This window comes from Bacillus sp. 123MFChir2 (assembly GCF_000383235.1).
Classification (GTDB): Bacteria; Bacillota; Bacilli; order Bacillales; family Bacillaceae_G; genus Bacillus_A.
In genome coordinates, this window is record NZ_KB910938.1 from 47,929 (window position 1) to 65,566 (window position 17,638).

17 protein-coding genes and 1 riboswitch are annotated in these 17,638 nt (G+C 38.3%); of the genes, 9 read left to right on the forward strand and 8 right to left on the reverse strand.

The window, feature by feature from the left end; translation table 11 throughout:
• Positions 1-25 precede the first annotated feature (25 nt).
• Both H280_RS0110230 and H280_RS0110240 read right to left on the reverse strand, forming a co-directional pair.
• Positions 26-1,126 carry an ABC transporter permease gene (locus H280_RS0110230; protein WP_020061027.1) on the reverse strand — a complete coding sequence of 367 codons (1,101 nt, stop codon included), beginning with the start codon at positions 1,124-1,126 and terminating at the stop codon, positions 26-28.
• Between the two features lie 640 nt (positions 1,127-1,766).
• Entirely contained in the window at positions 1,767-3,185 is a 1,419-nt protein-coding gene (locus tag H280_RS0110240) for an amino acid permease (RefSeq protein WP_020061029.1), read from the reverse strand.
• Between the two features lie 132 nt (positions 3,186-3,317).
• Positions 3,318-3,497, reverse strand: a riboswitch (Lysine riboswitch).
• Between the two features lie 269 nt (positions 3,498-3,766).
• Here H280_RS0110240 and H280_RS0110250 point away from each other — a divergent pair.
• Positions 3,767-4,096 carry a hypothetical protein gene (locus H280_RS0110250; RefSeq protein WP_155894995.1) on the forward strand — a complete coding sequence of 110 codons (330 nt, stop codon included), beginning with the start codon at positions 3,767-3,769 and terminating at the stop codon, positions 4,094-4,096.
• Between the two features lie 57 nt (positions 4,097-4,153).
• Here the strand turns inward: H280_RS0110250 and H280_RS0110255 are convergent, their stop codons facing one another.
• The 3 genes from H280_RS0110255 to H280_RS0110265 all read right to left on the reverse strand — a co-directional run bounded on the left by H280_RS0110255 (position 4,154) and on the right by H280_RS0110265 (position 6,885).
• Positions 4,154-4,339 carry a hypothetical protein gene (locus tag H280_RS0110255; protein ID WP_020061032.1) on the reverse strand — a complete coding sequence of 62 codons (186 nt, stop codon included), beginning with the start codon at positions 4,337-4,339 and terminating at the stop codon, positions 4,154-4,156.
• A 290-nt stretch (positions 4,340-4,629) separates the two neighbouring features.
• On the reverse strand, positions 4,630-4,815 hold the full coding sequence (locus H280_RS0110260) for a hypothetical protein (RefSeq protein ID WP_020061033.1): 186 nt from the start codon (positions 4,813-4,815) through the stop codon (positions 4,630-4,632).
• Positions 4,816-5,445: 630 nt separating this feature from the next.
• A complete protein-coding gene (locus tag H280_RS0110265) occupies positions 5,446-6,885 on the reverse strand; it encodes an NADP-dependent glyceraldehyde-3-phosphate dehydrogenase (protein ID WP_020061034.1) in 1,440 nt (479 codons plus the stop codon).
• Between the two features lie 884 nt (positions 6,886-7,769).
• Here H280_RS0110265 and H280_RS0110270 point away from each other — a divergent pair.
• The 5 genes from H280_RS0110270 to H280_RS0110295 all read left to right on the forward strand — a co-directional run bounded on the left by H280_RS0110270 (position 7,770) and on the right by H280_RS0110295 (position 14,131).
• Positions 7,770-9,524, forward strand: a complete 1,755-nt coding sequence (locus H280_RS0110270; RefSeq protein ID WP_020061035.1) for an ABC transporter ATP-binding protein — start codon at positions 7,770-7,772, stop codon at positions 9,522-9,524.
• Positions 9,521-11,521: an ABC transporter ATP-binding protein gene (locus tag H280_RS0110275; RefSeq protein WP_020061036.1), complete on the forward strand. Its 2,001-nt coding sequence runs from the start codon at positions 9,521-9,523 to the stop codon at positions 11,519-11,521. The genes H280_RS0110270 and H280_RS0110275 overlap by 4 nt, the downstream gene beginning before the upstream one ends.
• A gap of 353 nt (positions 11,522-11,874) precedes the next feature.
• Positions 11,875-12,681, forward strand: a complete 807-nt coding sequence (locus H280_RS0110285) for an amino acid ABC transporter substrate-binding protein (protein ID WP_020061037.1) — start codon at positions 11,875-11,877, stop codon at positions 12,679-12,681.
• On the forward strand, positions 12,668-13,369 hold the full coding sequence (locus H280_RS0110290) for an amino acid ABC transporter permease (RefSeq protein WP_020061038.1): 702 nt from the start codon (positions 12,668-12,670) through the stop codon (positions 13,367-13,369). The genes H280_RS0110285 and H280_RS0110290 overlap by 14 nt, the downstream gene beginning before the upstream one ends.
• Positions 13,370-13,396: 27 nt before the next feature.
• Complete coding sequence (locus H280_RS0110295; protein ID WP_020061039.1) at positions 13,397-14,131, forward strand: amino acid ABC transporter ATP-binding protein; 735 nt, start codon at positions 13,397-13,399, stop codon at positions 14,129-14,131.
• A 215-nt stretch (positions 14,132-14,346) separates the two neighbouring features.
• Here the strand turns inward: H280_RS0110295 and H280_RS0110300 are convergent, their stop codons facing one another.
• Positions 14,347-14,547 carry an alpha/beta-type small acid-soluble spore protein gene (locus tag H280_RS0110300; RefSeq protein ID WP_020061040.1) on the reverse strand — a complete coding sequence of 67 codons (201 nt, stop codon included), beginning with the start codon at positions 14,545-14,547 and terminating at the stop codon, positions 14,347-14,349.
• Between the two features lie 252 nt (positions 14,548-14,799).
• Here H280_RS0110300 and H280_RS0110305 point away from each other — a divergent pair, with 252 nt between their 5' ends.
• Together H280_RS0110305 and H280_RS0110310 are read left to right on the forward strand one after the other, a co-directional pair.
• Positions 14,800-14,994, forward strand: a complete 195-nt coding sequence (locus tag H280_RS0110305) for an alpha/beta-type small acid-soluble spore protein (RefSeq protein WP_020061041.1) — start codon at positions 14,800-14,802, stop codon at positions 14,992-14,994.
• 53 nt (positions 14,995-15,047) lie between these two features.
• Positions 15,048-15,293: a hypothetical protein gene (locus H280_RS0110310; RefSeq protein ID WP_020061042.1), complete on the forward strand. Its 246-nt coding sequence runs from the start codon at positions 15,048-15,050 to the stop codon at positions 15,291-15,293.
• A gap of 42 nt (positions 15,294-15,335) precedes the next feature.
• On the opposite strand, the gene H280_RS23450 is transcribed toward H280_RS0110310, so the two are convergent.
• On the reverse strand, positions 15,336-16,400 hold the full coding sequence (locus H280_RS23450) for a YheC/YheD family protein (protein ID WP_020061043.1): 1,065 nt from the start codon (positions 16,398-16,400) through the stop codon (positions 15,336-15,338).
• A 205-nt stretch (positions 16,401-16,605) separates the two neighbouring features.
• Here H280_RS23450 and H280_RS0110320 point away from each other — a divergent pair, with 205 nt between their 5' ends.
• A complete protein-coding gene (locus H280_RS0110320) occupies positions 16,606-16,956 on the forward strand; it encodes a YlbF family regulator (RefSeq protein WP_020061044.1) in 351 nt (116 codons plus the stop codon).
• A gap of 47 nt (positions 16,957-17,003) precedes the next feature.
• Here H280_RS0110320 and H280_RS0110325 read toward each other — a convergent pair whose 3' ends face one another.
• Positions 17,004-17,618: a DNA-3-methyladenine glycosylase gene (locus tag H280_RS0110325; RefSeq protein ID WP_020061045.1), complete on the reverse strand. Its 615-nt coding sequence runs from the start codon at positions 17,616-17,618 to the stop codon at positions 17,004-17,006.
• Positions 17,619-17,638 lie beyond the last annotated feature (20 nt).

The following is a 17,638-nucleotide window of genomic DNA, read 5'->3' on the forward strand; positions in this document are numbered from 1 at the left end:
CCATTTAGACGAAAATGGATGCTTTCTATTTCAGTAAGATAACCCAAAAAAAGAACAAAAACTGCATAAAACTCACTAAATAGATAAACGTCATAAAAGCCTGCTTTTGCTCCGCAACTGAAACTGGATACAATGCTACAATACTATTTCCCGAAAAATAATTCCAAAGGGCGCGGAGTTGTAAAAATGATATGTATAGGAAACATAACGCGGTGATTCCTTTTCCAATCAGGCTAGGAATGTAGTAGGAAAGAAAGCCTCCGACTAAAGTTAATCGTATATACATACCGAAGTAATCGTTAGTACGTACGAAGGATAAACTATACAAATATAAAAAGGGAGATCGCTTTTTATATAGTATCCGTTCCAGCCAAATGGTGAGCCATTTTCTTTGTTTGACTTGCTGTTTGATTTGCGGCACATCTGTAAAGAAATGAACAAATTGATAAAAGCGCATGTCCATTTTTTCTTCTTGCTCTATGAAATATTCCCAATGGATGTGCCGTTTTTGCTTGTTCATCGTATATAAAAATAAGAGCGCCATGACAAGGAGTATACTGCCTACAATCATAATGGAAGTGAATTGAAGCATTGTATATGTAAGGGCTGCATTGCAAAATATTCGAATGAGTAACCAGTATGAAGCAAGTTCTGTATTTCGATATGTCCAATGTATGTACATGTTCCACCACTTTATAAAAGTAAGGATGATAAAAGCGCCGCATAAAAAAGCAGGCGTTGTATGTAATGACTGCTTGGTAAGCGGTGTAATGATGAGTACAGCACATAATAAGGGAAAGATTTGAACGAGATAACTATATAAAAGAGAACGCTTAAAATAATAGGTTAGTTTCTCTTCTATCGGCAATAGATATAGCATATCAGGCTTTTGTAAAAAAGTTCGAATAGGGCAGCGAGTGAGTATCACCGTAAGTAAAATCGTCACAATGGTTAAGGCAACAGAATCAGATGGAAAGGAACGAAGAAACTTTGCATAGTAATAGCCGCCAACGCCAAGTAGAATAAGGAAGCTATAAATGAGACTGCTTGCAATGCGTGCAAAGTACATCGTTATTTTTTGTAAATGTTGCTGGACACGACTTGTCCAAAGTGTTTCGATTGTCATTACAGTCACCTCTGTAGTGTAGAATTGTTAAGATTTGAAATATATGAATAAGTTCTCGAAGCGACTTAATACCCGTTTTTTCGAAAATGTTCTAGTCTTTTATTTTGACGTTTTCCTCTTTTAGATGTGTGTTCGGTTGCCATGCATAGGCTGGCTATAATATACATGCAATTAGATATTGCTAGTACGATTAAAGAAAAATGCATAATAGGTAAGACAGGGAAAATAGCTAAACACATAAGAGATGAGCGATTGAGAATAATTGCGAAGAAGACTAACATGATGGATATGAGTAGAAAGGAAAGAGATACCATCATTTCCATATCTAAATAAAAGTTGTGAATAAACACTGTTAAATTGAGAGTGCATCCAAGAATTCCGAATAAATACCCTATAATATGTACAACGCTTCTCTTTTTGGAAATTTGTAACATGTTACTAATACTCCTTATTCCTTTTTCTGTTATTTTATCATATACACACCACGACATCATGGGTGAATTTGGAAAATATCTATTGATTTAACGCCGCCTGTGGCAAAAAAAGGCCCTGACCGCTACTAAACATGGCCAGACCCTCTCGTCCACCCTAAAAAAGAGGGTTTTTATTTTTTTCATGTACAAAAAAAGCAAGCTACCTTCTAGGCAACTTGCTCGTTTTGTTTCGCCTTTTTCTCATCGCGTTTCATTAATGGGTAGAATGCAAATCCGACGACAAATAATCCAATACCAAGCAGGAATGTTTTCATATCAGAAGATCCGGTTTTAATAACCCATAGTGCATAAATGAGTGCAATTGCCGCAATGATTCCATCGATGATACGAGAACCTTTTTGATTTTCGTATGTTTCACCTGTCATCACGAGTTTCAGCTGGAAGATTGGTGAAACGAGATATGGAATTAAGTAGGCTAGCGTTGAAACGGTAATCACAAATGTATACGCCTCGGCAATTGTCCCGGATAGTGTTGAGAATAGGAACACTTGTGACATAATATTTGTTATACGAAGCGAATGAATCGGGCTTCCTTTTTTATTTGTTTTTGCAAAGAAAGAGGGGAAAAACCCTTCTTTTGCTGCTTGATACGGTACTTCTGAGCTTAATAAAACCCAGCCTAGGATGGATCCAAATAAAGAAGTAAGTGCAAGCAGCGCCATTAATTTTCCGCCACCATGTCCCATTGCTGCAGATAAGGCATCTGCTAATGGTCGTTCAGATGCTTGAAGCTTATCGAGATGAAGAACGCCCATTGTTAAGATTGTAATTCCTAAGTAAATTCCAACAGTTAACAATAAACCAGCAACAGTTGCGTGTTTTACTGTTTTTGGTGAAACAGCACGGTTTGATAATAAGACAGCTGACTCGATGCCGATAAAGGCCCAAAGTGTTGTTAAGGCAGCTAAGTTTACTTGTGATAATAGTCCGTGTGAAATGCCTTCTTTATCAATAATCGGTGTATACCATTGTCCAAGTTTAGATGCTTGGAAGGCGAATAAAGTAACAACGATGAAAAGCAGGAATCCTGTTACTTTCGTTGTTGTTGCTAGGAAGTTTAGTTTCCCAGCACCGCTTACACCGTTCGTTAAAATCATGTGTGTTCCCCATAGTAACAGGGTACAAATAGAGAACGTAATCAGTTTTCCGACTGCAATGTCTAACGTTCCGACTGAAAATAATACACGTGTATCTTTCATAATTGGGAAAAAGAGCGATAAATAACCAGCAAATGATGTAATGATAGCGACGTTACTTGCCCAGTTTGCAACCCAGTAGCCCCACACGATGCTAAAACCCGCCATTTTTTTCGTTTTTTGTTTAGAAAAGAGTGCATAAGCATGACTTTGCGGGCCTGTTGTTAAGTCAGGACGACGAATTGCTAAATTACCAAAAACAAGTGCTAGCATTAACACGCCAAACCCTGTTGTTAACCAAGCTAATGTAACACCAAGAGGGCTAGCTGTTTGTGCTAATGTACTCGGAACCATGAAAATACCAGCTCCGACCATATTTCCAACTACAAATGCAGTGAGTACCCAAAAACCCCATTTTTTTTGTTGCATAGAAACTACCTCCAAAATTAGTATAACCAAGTCAAGCGAGGAGATATGTATGTGTTTGAAGTTCCAAACAAAACAAAAAAGCGCGTATATGTTCACGCGCTTCTCAATCTTATTAAGAAACCCACGGACATATCTCTCGATAGCTCTCCACAAGCAAAAAGCTTGTGACAGTCCTGCACTTATTCAATGCAGACCCAGCAAGAAAGCGTTGTGGATACTTCTCGCTTCGGCAATTATTCCTTTTTGATTTGTTCAGCGATGCCACACATCTCCCAAATCATACTATTAATAATTGCAACCTCTACCTCACCGAGATACGAATGAGGATTTATTATATATAAAGTTAATATTAACAAGGGTAACAAATGGATTTTTATTCGTCAATGTAAATGAATATAATCGGATGATTGTGAGAATAGGGTATGTTCGGAATAATGAAACAACTTTGAAGTTTGCATCATACAATATGTATATAAAAGAAGGGGAAATTGCAGCTCGCATTTAATTCCCCAGAACTTTGAGGCAGGGATAAGCGGATGGAGAGATGGTTTAAGAGGAACTGCTTTATATGCGGAAAGGGAATGGATACGTGTGAAAACACGGATCCAATAGAGGCGTTGAAAAAACAAAATGAAGAGCTCGCAGCTTCTTTAGAACAATGTATGAGGCTACTTTATAACATACAAAAGAATGTAAGTAAAAGAGCAGAAAGGAGTGCATTACCTTCTTTTTTCTCATTGGGAGATAAGATCGAAATATTTGACGGAGAAATAAATATGGAAGGTATTTTTATTGATTGTACGAGTGAATGGTTATATTGGATTAACGTAGATTATAATTTAACCATTAGTCATATAAACAGTGTAAAACATATTATAAAAAAAGAGTCTATTCAAAAAGAGGGAATATAGCTCTTTTTGAATAGACTCAGTATTTTATTGTGAGAGGGTAAAACATTTTAAAAATTATTAGGAAACTTTGCGAATACTAATTGTATCTAAGCTTGTAACGTTGATATTTGCGTGGCTATCCACCCAAACTAAGAAGTTGTTATTGTCTACGCGGATGAAAACACCTCTGCCGTCAATTTCACGTCCTGCTGAAAATACGCGAATTTTGTCGCCCTCTACTAAACCATTTAATGTGATTGCCATGTGACCGCCTCCTCTCTATCAGAAGTTAATATATATATATGAAAACGATAGAGAGTGTGTGCTAGAGAAATGTATTTCTAGCAACCATTTTTATAAATATAAAGGTAGATAGAAATACGTTAAATTCTTACAAATAACTTTTGGTTCCGTTAATCTTAACAGAGTCATCAGTCATATAAACAGTGTAAAATATATCATAAAAAAAAGTCTATTCAAAAAGGGTTTCTCTTACTCCTTTTGATATAGACTCAGCGTCTTCTTATGAAAGAATGAAACAAATTTATAGGCAATTAGGAAATTTTACGAATGCTAATTGTATTTAAGCTTGTCACATTGATATTTGCATGGTTATCAACCCAGATTAAGAAGTTGTTGTTGTCTACGCGAAGGAAAACACCTTCACCGTCAATTTCACGACCTGCTGAAAACACACGGATTTTGTCACCTTCAACTAAGCCGTTTAATGTGATTGCCATGAGACCGCCTCCTCTCTATCAGAAGTTAATATATATATATGAAAACGATAGAGAGTGTGTGCTGGGAAAATACAGTGCTAGTAACTATTTTTATAAAATATATAAATACAAGTTGAAAAACTAACATAAAAACCCTTTTCTTTTTCGGTGGGCGAGAGCAACTGGCCGTGCATAGAGGCGGTCAGTGCCTTTTCCTGCCCCGTGCAAAGTTTAAAACAAAGATAGACAGCAAGCAGCGACTTAGATGTTAAAAAGTCAACTTGTATTTATATAAAAACCACTTTTTTTAGGGGAGGAGATCCCAAAGCAACTGGCCATGCATAGAGGCGGTCAGTGCCTTTTCCTGCCCCGTGCAAGGTTTGAAAACAAAGGTAGCCAATAAGTGCAGGTCATTGCCTGTTTGCATGACAGCAGTTTATATGCCGAAAAATGGATTTATAAGTAATAGAGAGACACATCTTTACTAGAATTATCCCCTTTTCTAAATTTCTAAAAGGTATAGCTGAGTAGTTATCATTTTTTAACCTAACAAGACCGGGACTTAACCCTCGCCAGTGGCAAAAAAAAGCCCTGACCGTTACTACGCACGGCCAGGTGCACTCGCCCGCTTAAAAAAGAGGGTTTCTGTCTTTACATTAAATTCAATACTGTTACTTTCTCGCGCGTCATTGATTCAAGACTTTTACGAATTCCTTGTGCGCCCATACCAGAACCTTTTACACCGATGAATGGGAAGTGATCTGGGCCGCGTTCTGTGCGTCCGTTAATTTGCACAGAGCCTACTTCGATTTTGTTTGCGATGTGAAATGCTTTGTTAATATCTTTTGTAAATACACTTGCTTGTAAACCAAACTCAGATTTGTTTGTAATTTCAATTGCTTGTTCATCAGAAGAAATGCGAATAACTGGGAGAATTGGACCGAATGGCTCTTCCCAAGCGACTTTCATATCTTCTGTTACATGATCAAGAAGTGTCGGATAGATTAAGTTACGTTCACGTTTGTTGCCGATGACAACAGTTGCCCCTTTTTGAATGGCATCGTCTACTAAATTTTGAACGAAATCAGCAGATTTATCATCGATTAATGGTACGATCGTGCTGTCTTGTTCCGGAGAACCAACAGATAGTTTTGCAACCTCTTCTTGTAATAAGCGAACAAGTTCATCTGCTACATGTTCATGTACAAGCACGCGTTTGATCGCTGTGCAGCGCTGACCGGAGTAAGAGAATGCCCCGCTAATAATATGTTTAGCAGCTTCTTGTAAGTCCGCGTCTTCGCGTACAATACCAGGGTCTTTTCCGCCGAGTTCAAGAACAAGTGGAATCATTGCCGCTTTTTTTGCTAAATGTCTTCCTGTATGTGTACCACCTGTGAACGATACCATATCGATTCCAGAATGCTCTACTAAATAATCACCAATGACAGAACCACGTCCTGTTACTACATTAACAAGTCCTTTTGGAAGGCCTGCTTTATGCAAAGCTTCAATCATTTTAATACCGCTAATTGCGCCTTGTGTAGCTGGTTTAAAGATAACAGCATTTCCTGTAATAAGAGCTGGTGCAAGCTTGGCAGCTGCTAAGTTGACAGGATAGTTAAATGGTGAGATTGCAAGAACAACGCCAAGCGGAGCACGCTGAATAATCGCAAGTTTAGATTTAGCGCCGCCAGGGAAGCTATCACCCATCATACTTTCACCATGCATATGCATCGCTTCGTCTACTGTGTAACGAATGAAATCAGCTGTACGGACAACTTCTTTTTGTGCATCTTTATATCCTTTGCCGACTTCTTTCATGATGATGTCAGCAATTTCATCTTGCATATTCACGAGCTCATCAGCCCATTTATATAAATACTGTGCACGATCTTGAAGAGACGCTTCAGCCCAGTCATTTTGAGCTTCTTTCGCCGATTGAATCGCTTCATCTACTTCAGTGCGAGTAATGGCTTGTACTTGTCCGATTACTTCATGAAGATATGGAGATGAAATGTCGATTGTTTGCCCAGACGAGCTTTCTTTCCATTCTCCATTTATATAAAATTTATAAGTCTTGCTGGTTTGCATAGTAAGTCCTCCTAAAAATTAGTGACTTGTAAGAGTGAGTATATGGTGATTGTAGGGGGTTTGAAAAAAAAATTCAAATGAAATGTTTGTGAAATATATTTTTGGCATGGTTTTTGCATGCGCTTTCTTCGTTGGAAAATAAGGCTCTGTTAACGGATAATTTGCTTTGCTAAACGTTATATGATCATTACCATTTAAGTTACTGTGAGGTAACGCTTAGTCATACATTTCATTTCGAAGTTTGGTAAGGAATATGATTCCAGAGAAAATACGTATAGAAGGTTATTTTCATTTTTCAGCATATAGATTGTTGTCATGAAGCTAAAAATGGACCTACACCTCGCTACCTCTCTTTGTTTTAAAGCTTTGCACGTGGCAGAAAAAGGCCCTGACCGCTCCAATTATGGCCAGGAGCTCTCGCCCATCTAAAAAAAAAGTGGTTTTTCAAGTAGTATTTATATAAAAAACAATTGACAGAAAAGTCTTTAAAGTTATACAATTAAAAATGGAAAATAAAAGAAGAAGGAGGTGTGCGTGATGATTGTAATCGTATATATGACTGGCTTAGGTGTTTTACACAATAAATATCATCACGCAACCTCTACGGACAAATAACGCTTCTTGTTAGCATGAAAAGAAAGCGTACGTTGCGTGTACCGTAACGTACGCTTTTATGCGTTTTTCGCATATCGTCAAAGCGACGGTATGCCTTTTTTTGTCCCTTTTTTTAGATTGTTCCTATACATTTGTATAGTTTCAATAATTCATTTTAGAAAGGTAGGAATGACGATGGAAAAGTATGAGGTGCGTATGGTAAAAACGGAGACGCTAGATAGCGGATAACGAGTCGACGTTTACAAAACAACGAGAAGGGAGAGGTTACATTGTTTTCTGTATTACAAAAATTAACATGGTTTTTTAAAACGCATTGGAAAAGGTATAGCATTGCCATTGTTTGTTTACTTTTTGTCAATGTCATTGAGGTAATCCCGCCCAAGTTAATTGGATTAGCAATTGATGATATAAAAGCCGGAGATTTAACAAACACAGGGATTATGGAGTATGTAGGGATGTTACTCGGGGCAGCAGCAGCAGGTTATGTACTTTCTTATGTGTGGCAATATCAGTTATTTGGCGGTGCATTTGTGCTTGAAAAAACGATGCGTTCCAAATTTATGGGACATTTGCTGAAAATGACGCCAACTTTCTACCAGAAAAATCGCACAGGTGACTTAATGGCAAGGGCAACAAACGATTTGAAAGCAATTGCCATGACAGCTGGATTTGGTATTTTAACGCTCGTTGATTCGAGTTTATATATGCTGACAATTGTACTTATGATGGGTATTTCAATTAGTTGGAAGTTAACACTTGCCGCACTATTACCATTGCCGATTATGGCGTATGCAGTGAGTACTTATGGAAATAAATTGCACGATCGCTTTACAGTTGCGCAAGATGCCTTTGGAGATATGAACGATAAGGTATTGGAGTCGATTGCCGGTGTACGTGTGATTCGTGCTTATGTACAGGAAAGGGAAGATGAGAAACGCTTCAATACGTTAGCGACAGATGTGTATGAAAAGAATATGAAGGTCGCAAAGATTGATTCACTTTTTCAGCCGACAGTGAAAATGCTTGTGGGGATGAGTTATTTAATTGGCCTTGTGTACGGAGCATTTTTAGTATTCCAAAATGAGGTAACTCTTGGGGAGCTTGTATCGTTTAATGTGTACCTTGGTATGATGATTTGGCCGATGTTTGCGATTGGTGAGCTGATTAATGTCATGCAGCGCGGGAATGCTTCGCTTGATCGTGTAAATGAAACGTTAGCGTATAAGCAAGATGTACAAAACGTAAAGAAACCAGTACGCGTACATCAGCCAGACTGTATTGATTTTGAAGATGTAACGTTTTCCTATCCGACATCTTCTACGTTCAATTTAAAAAACGTTTCGTTTTCGCTTAACAGAGGAGAAACGCTTGGGATTGTTGGGAGAACAGGGAGCGGGAAAACAACGCTCGTTCGGCAAATTCTGCGCCAGTATCCACTAGGGACAGGGGAAATTACAATGTCAGGTATACCGATGCAAAATATTCACATCGATCAAGTATTAAGCTGGGTTGGATATGTCCCGCAAGAACACATCCTGTTTTCTAAAACAGCGCGGGAAAATATTTTATTTGGGAACCGAGAAGCAAGTGAAGCAGAGCTGCAAAAGGCAATTGAAATTGCTGCTTTTACAAAAGACCTGGAATTTTTGCCAGATGGATTAGAAACGCTTGTTGGAGAAAAAGGCGTATCGCTATCTGGTGGGCAAAAACAGCGTATTTCCATTGCACGGGCCGTCATTCAAAATCCAGAAATTTTAATTTTAGACGATTCGTTATCAGCGGTTGATGCAAGAACGGAAGCGGCAATTATTGAAAATATCCGGAAAGAACGCAGCGGAAAAACGACGATTATTACGACGCATCGTTTATCGGCAACGCAGCATGCAGATTGGATTCTCGTGATGGATAATGGGGAAATCATTGAAGAAGGAACACATAATATGCTCATTCAAAAGGGCGGTTGGTATACAGAACAGTTTGAAAGACAACAAGGGGAAGAAATAGAAGGCGAGGTGAAAATATGAGTGTTGGAAAACGATTATTTCAATATGCGCTGAAAGTAAAAGCAACGATTGGAATTGCTTTAGCGATGTTATTTATTTTCGTTATTGCGGAATTAGCTGGACCGTTTGTTGCAAAAACGATGATTGATGAACATATTGTTGGCATTGAAAGACCTTGGTATGAAACAGTAAAAGGAGATGATGCCGTTTTTTATCACGAGGCTTGGTATAAGCGAAGCGATCGGTTTGAAGAAGGTGAGAAGAAAGGAAAAGAAGTGCGCATTGTTCAAATTGGCCGCGACTATTATTTTATTCCGAATAAACTTTCATTTGAAGGAACGCGCTCTGTAAAAGGAGATATGGTGACGATTCAACAAGGGGAAGCGGCGCAAGTATATAAAGGAACTAAGCTGACAGGGAAGGAAGTTTTCTCGTTTTATCAACCAGAAATAAAACGATTATTGTTACTCGGCGGTGGATATTTAGCTCTTTTACTAGTTGTATCCCTCTTTGCGTATGGAAAACAATTTTATTTACAAAAAGCAGCGAATAAAATTATTCAAATTATGCGAGAAGACGTATTTTCTCACATTCAAACTTTACCGATTCGCTACTTTGATCATTTGCCAGCTGGGAAAATTGTTTCTCGTGTGACAAATGATACGGAGGCGATTCGCGAGTTTTATGTAACGGTATTATCCACATTCTTTTCTAGCTTTATATATATTATCGGTATTTTTATTGCCTTGTTTTTATTGGATGTAAAACTGGCGTTTATGTGTTTAATCCTTATTCCAATTTTATGTGTGTGGGCGATTTTTTACCGAAAATATGCATCTGTATACAATCATAAAATGCGCTCACGCTTGTCGGACATTAATGGAAAGGTGAATGAATCCATTCAAGGGATGCCGATCATTCAAGCGTTTCGTCAAGAACGTGAGACAAAGCAAGAATTTGAGCAATTAAACGAAGAGTATTATATGTACCAAAATAAAATTTTAAGTTTAAATGCAGCAACGTCTCATAACTTAGTTGGCGTGCTCCGCAACATCGCATTTACAGGTGTGATTTGGTACTTTGGCGGCGCATCATTAAGCGCTGCAGGAATGATTTCGTTAGGTGTGTTATATGCATTCGTTGATTATTTAACGCGATTATTTTCGCCAATTACCAATATGGTGAATCAGTTAGCGAACTTAGAACAAGCGCGCGTTGCTGCTGAGCGTGTGTTTGAATTGTTAGATGAAAAGGGAGAAGCGGTACAGGAAGAGCACATTCCGTCAATAAGAGGAAATGTTCGCTTTGATAACGTTTCGTTTTCTTATAATGGGAAAGATGAAGTGCTGCAGAACATTTCCTTTGAAGCAAAGAAAGGTGAAACAATTGCTTTAGTCGGTCATACTGGATCAGGAAAAAGTTCGATTATGAATGTACTCTTTCAGTTTTATGAATTTCAAAAAGGCGGCATCACAATTGATGGATACGATATAAAAGAAATTCCAAAACAAGCGCTTCGCGAACATATGGGAATTGTTCTGCAAGATCCATTTCTATTTACAGGAACAGTTGCTTCTAATGTAAGCCTAGAGCAAGAACGGATTTCGAAGGAAGCGATTGTGAAGGCGCTCCGTGATGTTGGAGCAGAGCGTTTTGCGGGTAACATTGAGGAAGAAATAACGGAAAAAGGAAGTACGCTTTCAACAGGTGAAAGGCAGCTCATTTCTTTCGCCCGGGCACTTGCCTTTGATCCAGCCATTTTAATTTTGGATGAAGCAACATCTAGCATCGATACGGAAACAGAGGCAATGATTCAACAGGCGCTCGAAGTCGTGAAAAAAGGGCGAACGACATTTATTATTGCCCACCGTTTATCAACAATTAAAAGCGCTGACCAAATTATCGTACTAGACCGCGGAACGATTCTTGAAAAAGGTTCGCATGAAGAGTTGATGGAAAAACAAGGTCGTTACTATGAAATGTATAAAACGCAAATTGCAAATAGTCAAAGCGCGTAGTGTTTGTGTAATCCTCAGATAATTTTAAGGCAATGTTTACAAGTAGGACGCATTCTCCCTTTGTTATGATACGTTGAACGAAAGAGGGAATATCAATGGAGGGATTATCAGTTACCTTTAACATTGCATTCTTTTTGTTATTATGCGGAATGATTGGATATTGTGTGTTAGATTCTTGAAAAACTTGCCAGGGCGGCAAGTTCTTTTTTTATGCGCCAATGTTCACGTGTTTGATTTTGCATAAAAAGGATACACTAAGTGAAAACATTTTGATTGAAAAATGTTGAAAGATTGAATAGAATAAGTTAATGTTATTCTTAAATTCCTATCAGAATACTTGGAGGATTACTATCATGAAAAAATTACTTTCATTTTTCGTACTTGCACTATTAGTTGTTGGAGTTGTAGCAGGTTGCGGAAAACAAGCAAAAGATAATACAGCAGAGAGCACGAGCAAAGACGCGCTTGAGCAAATTAAGAAAAGCGGAGAGCTTGTTGTTGGAACAGAAGGTACATACCCGCCGTTCACATTCCATGATGGAAGTGGAAAGTTAACTGGTTTTGATGTTGAAATTGCAGAAGAAGTGGCAAAGCGTCTTGGCGCGAAAGCAGTATTTAAAGAAACACAATGGGACAGCTTATTCGCTGGGCTTGATGCAAAGCGTTTTGATATGATTGCGAACGAAGTCGGAATCCGCGAAGATCGCCAAAAGAAATATGATTTCTCTAATCCATACGTATCATCTTCAGCAGTACTTGTGATTCCGAAAGATAAAGATAAACCAGCGACATTTACAGATGTGAAAGGTTTAAAAGCAGGGCAGTCTTTAACAAGTAACTTCAGTGACATTGCGAAGAAAAACGGTGCAGAAATCGTTGGGGTAGAAGGATTTAATCAAGCGGTTGAATTATTAAACTCTGGCCGCGTTGATTTCACAATTAATGATCGTTTATCTGTGTTAAATTACTTAAAAACAAAACCAGATGCAAAAGTAAAAATCGTTGATACAGAAAAAGAAGCATCAAAAAGTGGTTTCATGTTCCGTAAAGGCAGCGACAAATTGGTTGCTGAAGTAAATAAAGCATTAGATGACATGAAAAAGGACGGCACATACGAAAAAATATCGAAGAAATGGTTTGGTGAAGATGTATCTAAGTAATGCTATATTGGATTTAGATCGATTATCTGTTTGGGTTGACATAACAAAAGCATCCTTCATGCCTATGCTGAAGGGTGCTATTTCTGATACGATACCGCTCACATTGATTTCATTTGTAATTGGTTTAGCCTTAGCAACGTTAACGGCGCTATGCCGCATTTCTGGAAATCGCGTGTTAGAATGGATTGCACGCATCTATGTATCTATTATTCGCGGGACACCGCTTCTTGTTCAGTTATTTATTATTTTTTACGGATTGCCGACAATAGGGATTACAATTAATTCCTTCCCAGCAGCGGTTATTGGTTTTTCTTTAAACGTCGGGGCATACGCTTCAGAAATTATTCGCGCTTCGATTTTATCGATTCCGAAAGGGCAATGGGAGGCTGCATATACAATCGGTATGTCATACCCGCAAGCGCTGCGCCGCGTTATTTTGCCACAGGCAACGCGCGTTTCGATTCCGCCTCTATCCAATACATTTATTAGTTTGATTAAAGATACATCGCTGGCATCATTAATTTTAGTAACGGAAATGTTTCGGAAGGCGCAGGAAATTGCAGCGACAAACTATGAATTTTTAATTGTTTATACAGAAGCAGGACTTATTTATTGGGCCATTTGTTTCTTGTTATCAATTGTACAGCAAATGCTTGAAAAACGAGCAGAGCGTTATGTTTTAAAATAATCCTTGTTAAAAGGAGTTTTTGTTTCTATGATTTCAATTCAACATTTACAAAAAAGTTTCGGTGATAACATCGTTTTAAAGCAAATTGATATGGAAGTAGATAAAGGTGAAGTTGTTGTTATTATTGGGCCTTCTGGTTCGGGGAAGACAACATTGCTTCGTTGTTTAAACGTACTAGAAACGCCGAATAGCGGCGTCATTCGTATCGGTGAGGAAACACTTGATTTTTCAAAAAAAGTGACGAAGCGTGATATTGTGCAGTTGCGCACGCAAACCGGTATGGTGTTTCAGCATCACAACTTATTCCCGCATTTTACAGCGCGTGAAAATGTAATGGAAGGCCTTATTACGGTGAAGAAAGTTTCAAAAGAGAAGGCAAAAGAAAAAGCAGAGTATTTTTTAAGAAAAGTGGGACTCGGTGATAAGATGGATTTATATCCATTTCAGCTTTCAGGTGGACAGCAGCAGCGCGTAGGAATTGCGCGCGCGCTGGCAATGGAGCCGCAAGTTATTTTGTTTGATGAACCGACATCAGCGCTTGACCCTGAACTTGTACAAGAAGTGCTAAAGGTAATGCGAGAACTTGCCCAGGAAGGGATGACGATGGTAATCGTTACCCATGAGATGCGCTTTGCACATCAAATTGCAAACCGTGTTATTTTTATGGATGGCGGTGTCATCGTTGAACAAGGAACACCGGAAGAAGTTTTAGTACATCCAAAAGAAGAGCGTACAAAGAAATTTTTACAAATGCTACAGTAATATATAGATCTAAGTTACTGTTATGTAAACAAAAAGTGAGCGCTACTTGCTTGCTCCTTTTGTTTAAAACATGGCACGTGGCAGGAAAAGGTCCTTGACCGCTTCTATGCATGGCCAGTTCCTCTCGCCCATTCTAAAAAAGCGGTTTTTGTTTTTAATTTATATTTATATAGAAAGGTCCCAAGCAATGCTTGAGACCTTTTTGCCATATATATTTATTTGTGAAATCCGCCAAGGCTTTGTTCAGCCATTGCTACTAAGCGTTTTGTAATTTCTCCACCTACTGAACCATTTGCACGAGCTGTTGTATCTGCACCTAATGTTACTCCAAATTCAGTTGCAATCTCGTATTTCATTTGGTCTAAAGCACTCTCCGCACCAGGTACTACTAATTGGTTGGAATTACGGTTTGTCATAGTATATGTCCTCCTTAGTGTGAGTTTTGGTTGGATTAGCTGGAGTTGAACCAGGATTGCCCCGTTTGGCACTAATCCATCGTGTGGAGTGATTGTACTCATAGTATGGATGATAGGTAGAAAGATATGCGAGTTATTGTTTTGTAAAATTTGTAAATTTAAATGATACCAAAAATTACACATGTTCTGTTTGCATAGAAAAAAGATGCTTTTACATACTATGAATACACCAATACAAGGAGGTGATATAACATGGCTAGAAACAATAGTCTTGCAGTTCCTGGTGCACAAAGCGCTTTAGATCAAATGAAGTATGAAATCGCAACTGAGTTTGGCGTACAACTTGGACCAGATGCAACATCACGTGCAAACGGATCTGTTGGCGGTGAAATCACAAAACGTCTTGTATCTTATGCAGAGCAACATTTAGGCGGTTTCCAAAAATAAATGAAAATGGCTATAGGGGACGGGAATACCGTCCCTTTTTTGGAGGAATCAAAATGGCGATTTGTCCGCTTTGTAATGCATTAGAGTATAAGGAATATACTTGTCCTACATGTACGAGCATACTTAAAGATTACGGGAAAACAGTCGATTATCTAGGACCATATAGCGCATATCAGGACCAAGAACTGCTAGAGAAAGTGGATGGACTATCTGCACATGACTCAGAGCAGTATTGCCTTCACCTTTTATATTGCCCGCTTTGTGAAAAGCAAACCGAAGTCACTGTACAGCTCATTTAAAAACCCGTCTCAGCAAAAAGTTGAGACGGGTTTTTCGTGTATTTACATTTCCAGTTTACTGTTTTTGTTCCTGTTTAGATGACGGTAATAATGAAGCGGTGCGGTACATATGTTTTCAGTTAAATCCACATTATGTTTAGTAAAGGCAGTGTAAGTAGGATTCGGATTTATTAGATAGAGCCAAACGGCACCTTTATTGTCCATTACAATGGAAAGTTCTAATTCAAATAGATGAGAAACGGCATTTTCTAAGGCTTCAGGCACCTCTTTTGTAATAATGTGTAAACTATCCTGCAATAGGGTAAAGTCAATTTTAGATAGTTGATGTTGCCACCTCGTAAACGGAATAAAACGTATTTGCTGTGTAAGAGGAAATAAGAAAGAATATGGTGTGGCGTCTATTTGGATTAGCTTTGCTTGTTCTTCCCATATACCGCTTTTGTTTTTTTGTAAGAAAGAACGAATCTGCACAGGGGATGTTCGCACCATAGATTGTACGTTATACTTACATGTTTGCAGCGGTGATTGTAACCAAGAGAAAAATGGTTCTTTTGTTTTGTATGTTTTTGTTAGAAATTGATTTTGTTCTAATGAAGTAACATGGAACATACGGTTTTGATAAGAAATGTGGTGTATGCTTTGTTTTGAAAATGGATGACATGGCTTTAAAATCACATCTTTTTTTGTTTGTAATAATTGCAGAGTTGTCTTTTCAGTTGCGTGTTTTATTGTGGGGATATATGCTGCTAGTTTTTTATTTTTTGCAAGAATTTCATACATATCGACTTCATTTGGAAGTTCGGCGTTTAAAAATACCGATTGTGGGCGGTTTTGCAGCCATTTAATAATCGGGAGCGCCTTCTTCACATTTTTTTCAGTTTTGTATGTGCATCGGTTGTATATGTGAGACGGAATGACAAATTGCTCTTCTACCCAATCTTGCTGATTGGCATCAAAAACAAGTCCGTTCACAAGCTCTGTTTGAGGATTGATACTAAAGGGAGTAAACTGTGCAACGGTAATATGATGGAAGCATGCGCGTTTTGCAATTTCTGTGTAGTATTCTTGCTCATGATGGAAATGTGATGTTAATAGTCCGAGAACCATAAGACAACCTCCTTCTATAGGGAACTAAACATGTATCTACTTGAGTAATATTCAAAGAAATGCGTCTTATACCAATAATTGTTATGTCATAAAATGAAATTACTTCACATATGATACATAGTCTGATATCGTAGGAAGAGTATGTAAGGAACGAAAACATATAAACAATGTGACAATGTATCGCATTGCAAGGAGGATATATAGAATGGCAAAAAATATGCATGATGTAGCGTATGAATTACAAAAAGCAATTGCAGAACATCCTGATTTTCAATCATTAAAAGTGAGCTATGCAGAAGTACAAGCAGATGCAGATGCGAAACAACTATTTGATCGTTTCCGTATGATGCAAATGGAACTTCAACAAAAAATGATGCAAGGCGAGCAATTAACAGAAGAAGATAACCAAAAAGCACAAGAAGTTGTAGCATTAGTACAACAAAACGAAAAAATTACAAACTTAATGCAAGCAGAGCAACGTTTAAATGTTTTAATCGGCGATGTAAACAAAATTACGATGAAGCCGCTTGAAGACTTATATAACGCACATATGTAATCATAGGGAAGAGGCACTTTCTCGTTAGCGAGGAAGTGCTTTTCATTTTATTTCGAAACAAACGGATGCCCTTGAAAGTAAAAGCGCCATGGATAGTGCACCGCTTCTTCAGCGTAGTCAATATTAATGCGCGGGCCTGCGGTGATGTTATATGTATGAGACAGGTGATATTCTGGAGACACTTGTTCCATATATAGTTCATCCCCCGTAAGAAGCAGCCCTTTTTGCTCTAACGTAATTCCCATTGCTTTGCAGAGTTTTCCAGGTCCATTTGTTAAGTTTTTGAACTGTGATTTTGTAATTGTTGTTTTTCCGTATCTTGCTTGTTTCATCTCTTCAATGCCGTTTACTGGCTCTAAAGCTCGAATTAATACACCTTGCGGGATGCCTTTCGGTGCTGTAATGACATTAAAACAATGGTACATACCATAAATAAGATATACGTAAGCATGGCCGGGAGATTCGTACATAATTTTTGTTCGTTCTGTGCGGCGGCCGCCATAGCTATGTGCCGCTTTATCATCAGGTCCTTTATATGCTTCTACTTCGACAATGATTCCGCTTCGTTTTACTCCATCCACGACATGAACGAGTTTATGTCCAAGTAATCGCTTCGCAACGTCTAGTGTATCGCCTTCATACAAAGAAAGTGGCCATTTCATTTAGAAAACTCCTTTCGCAG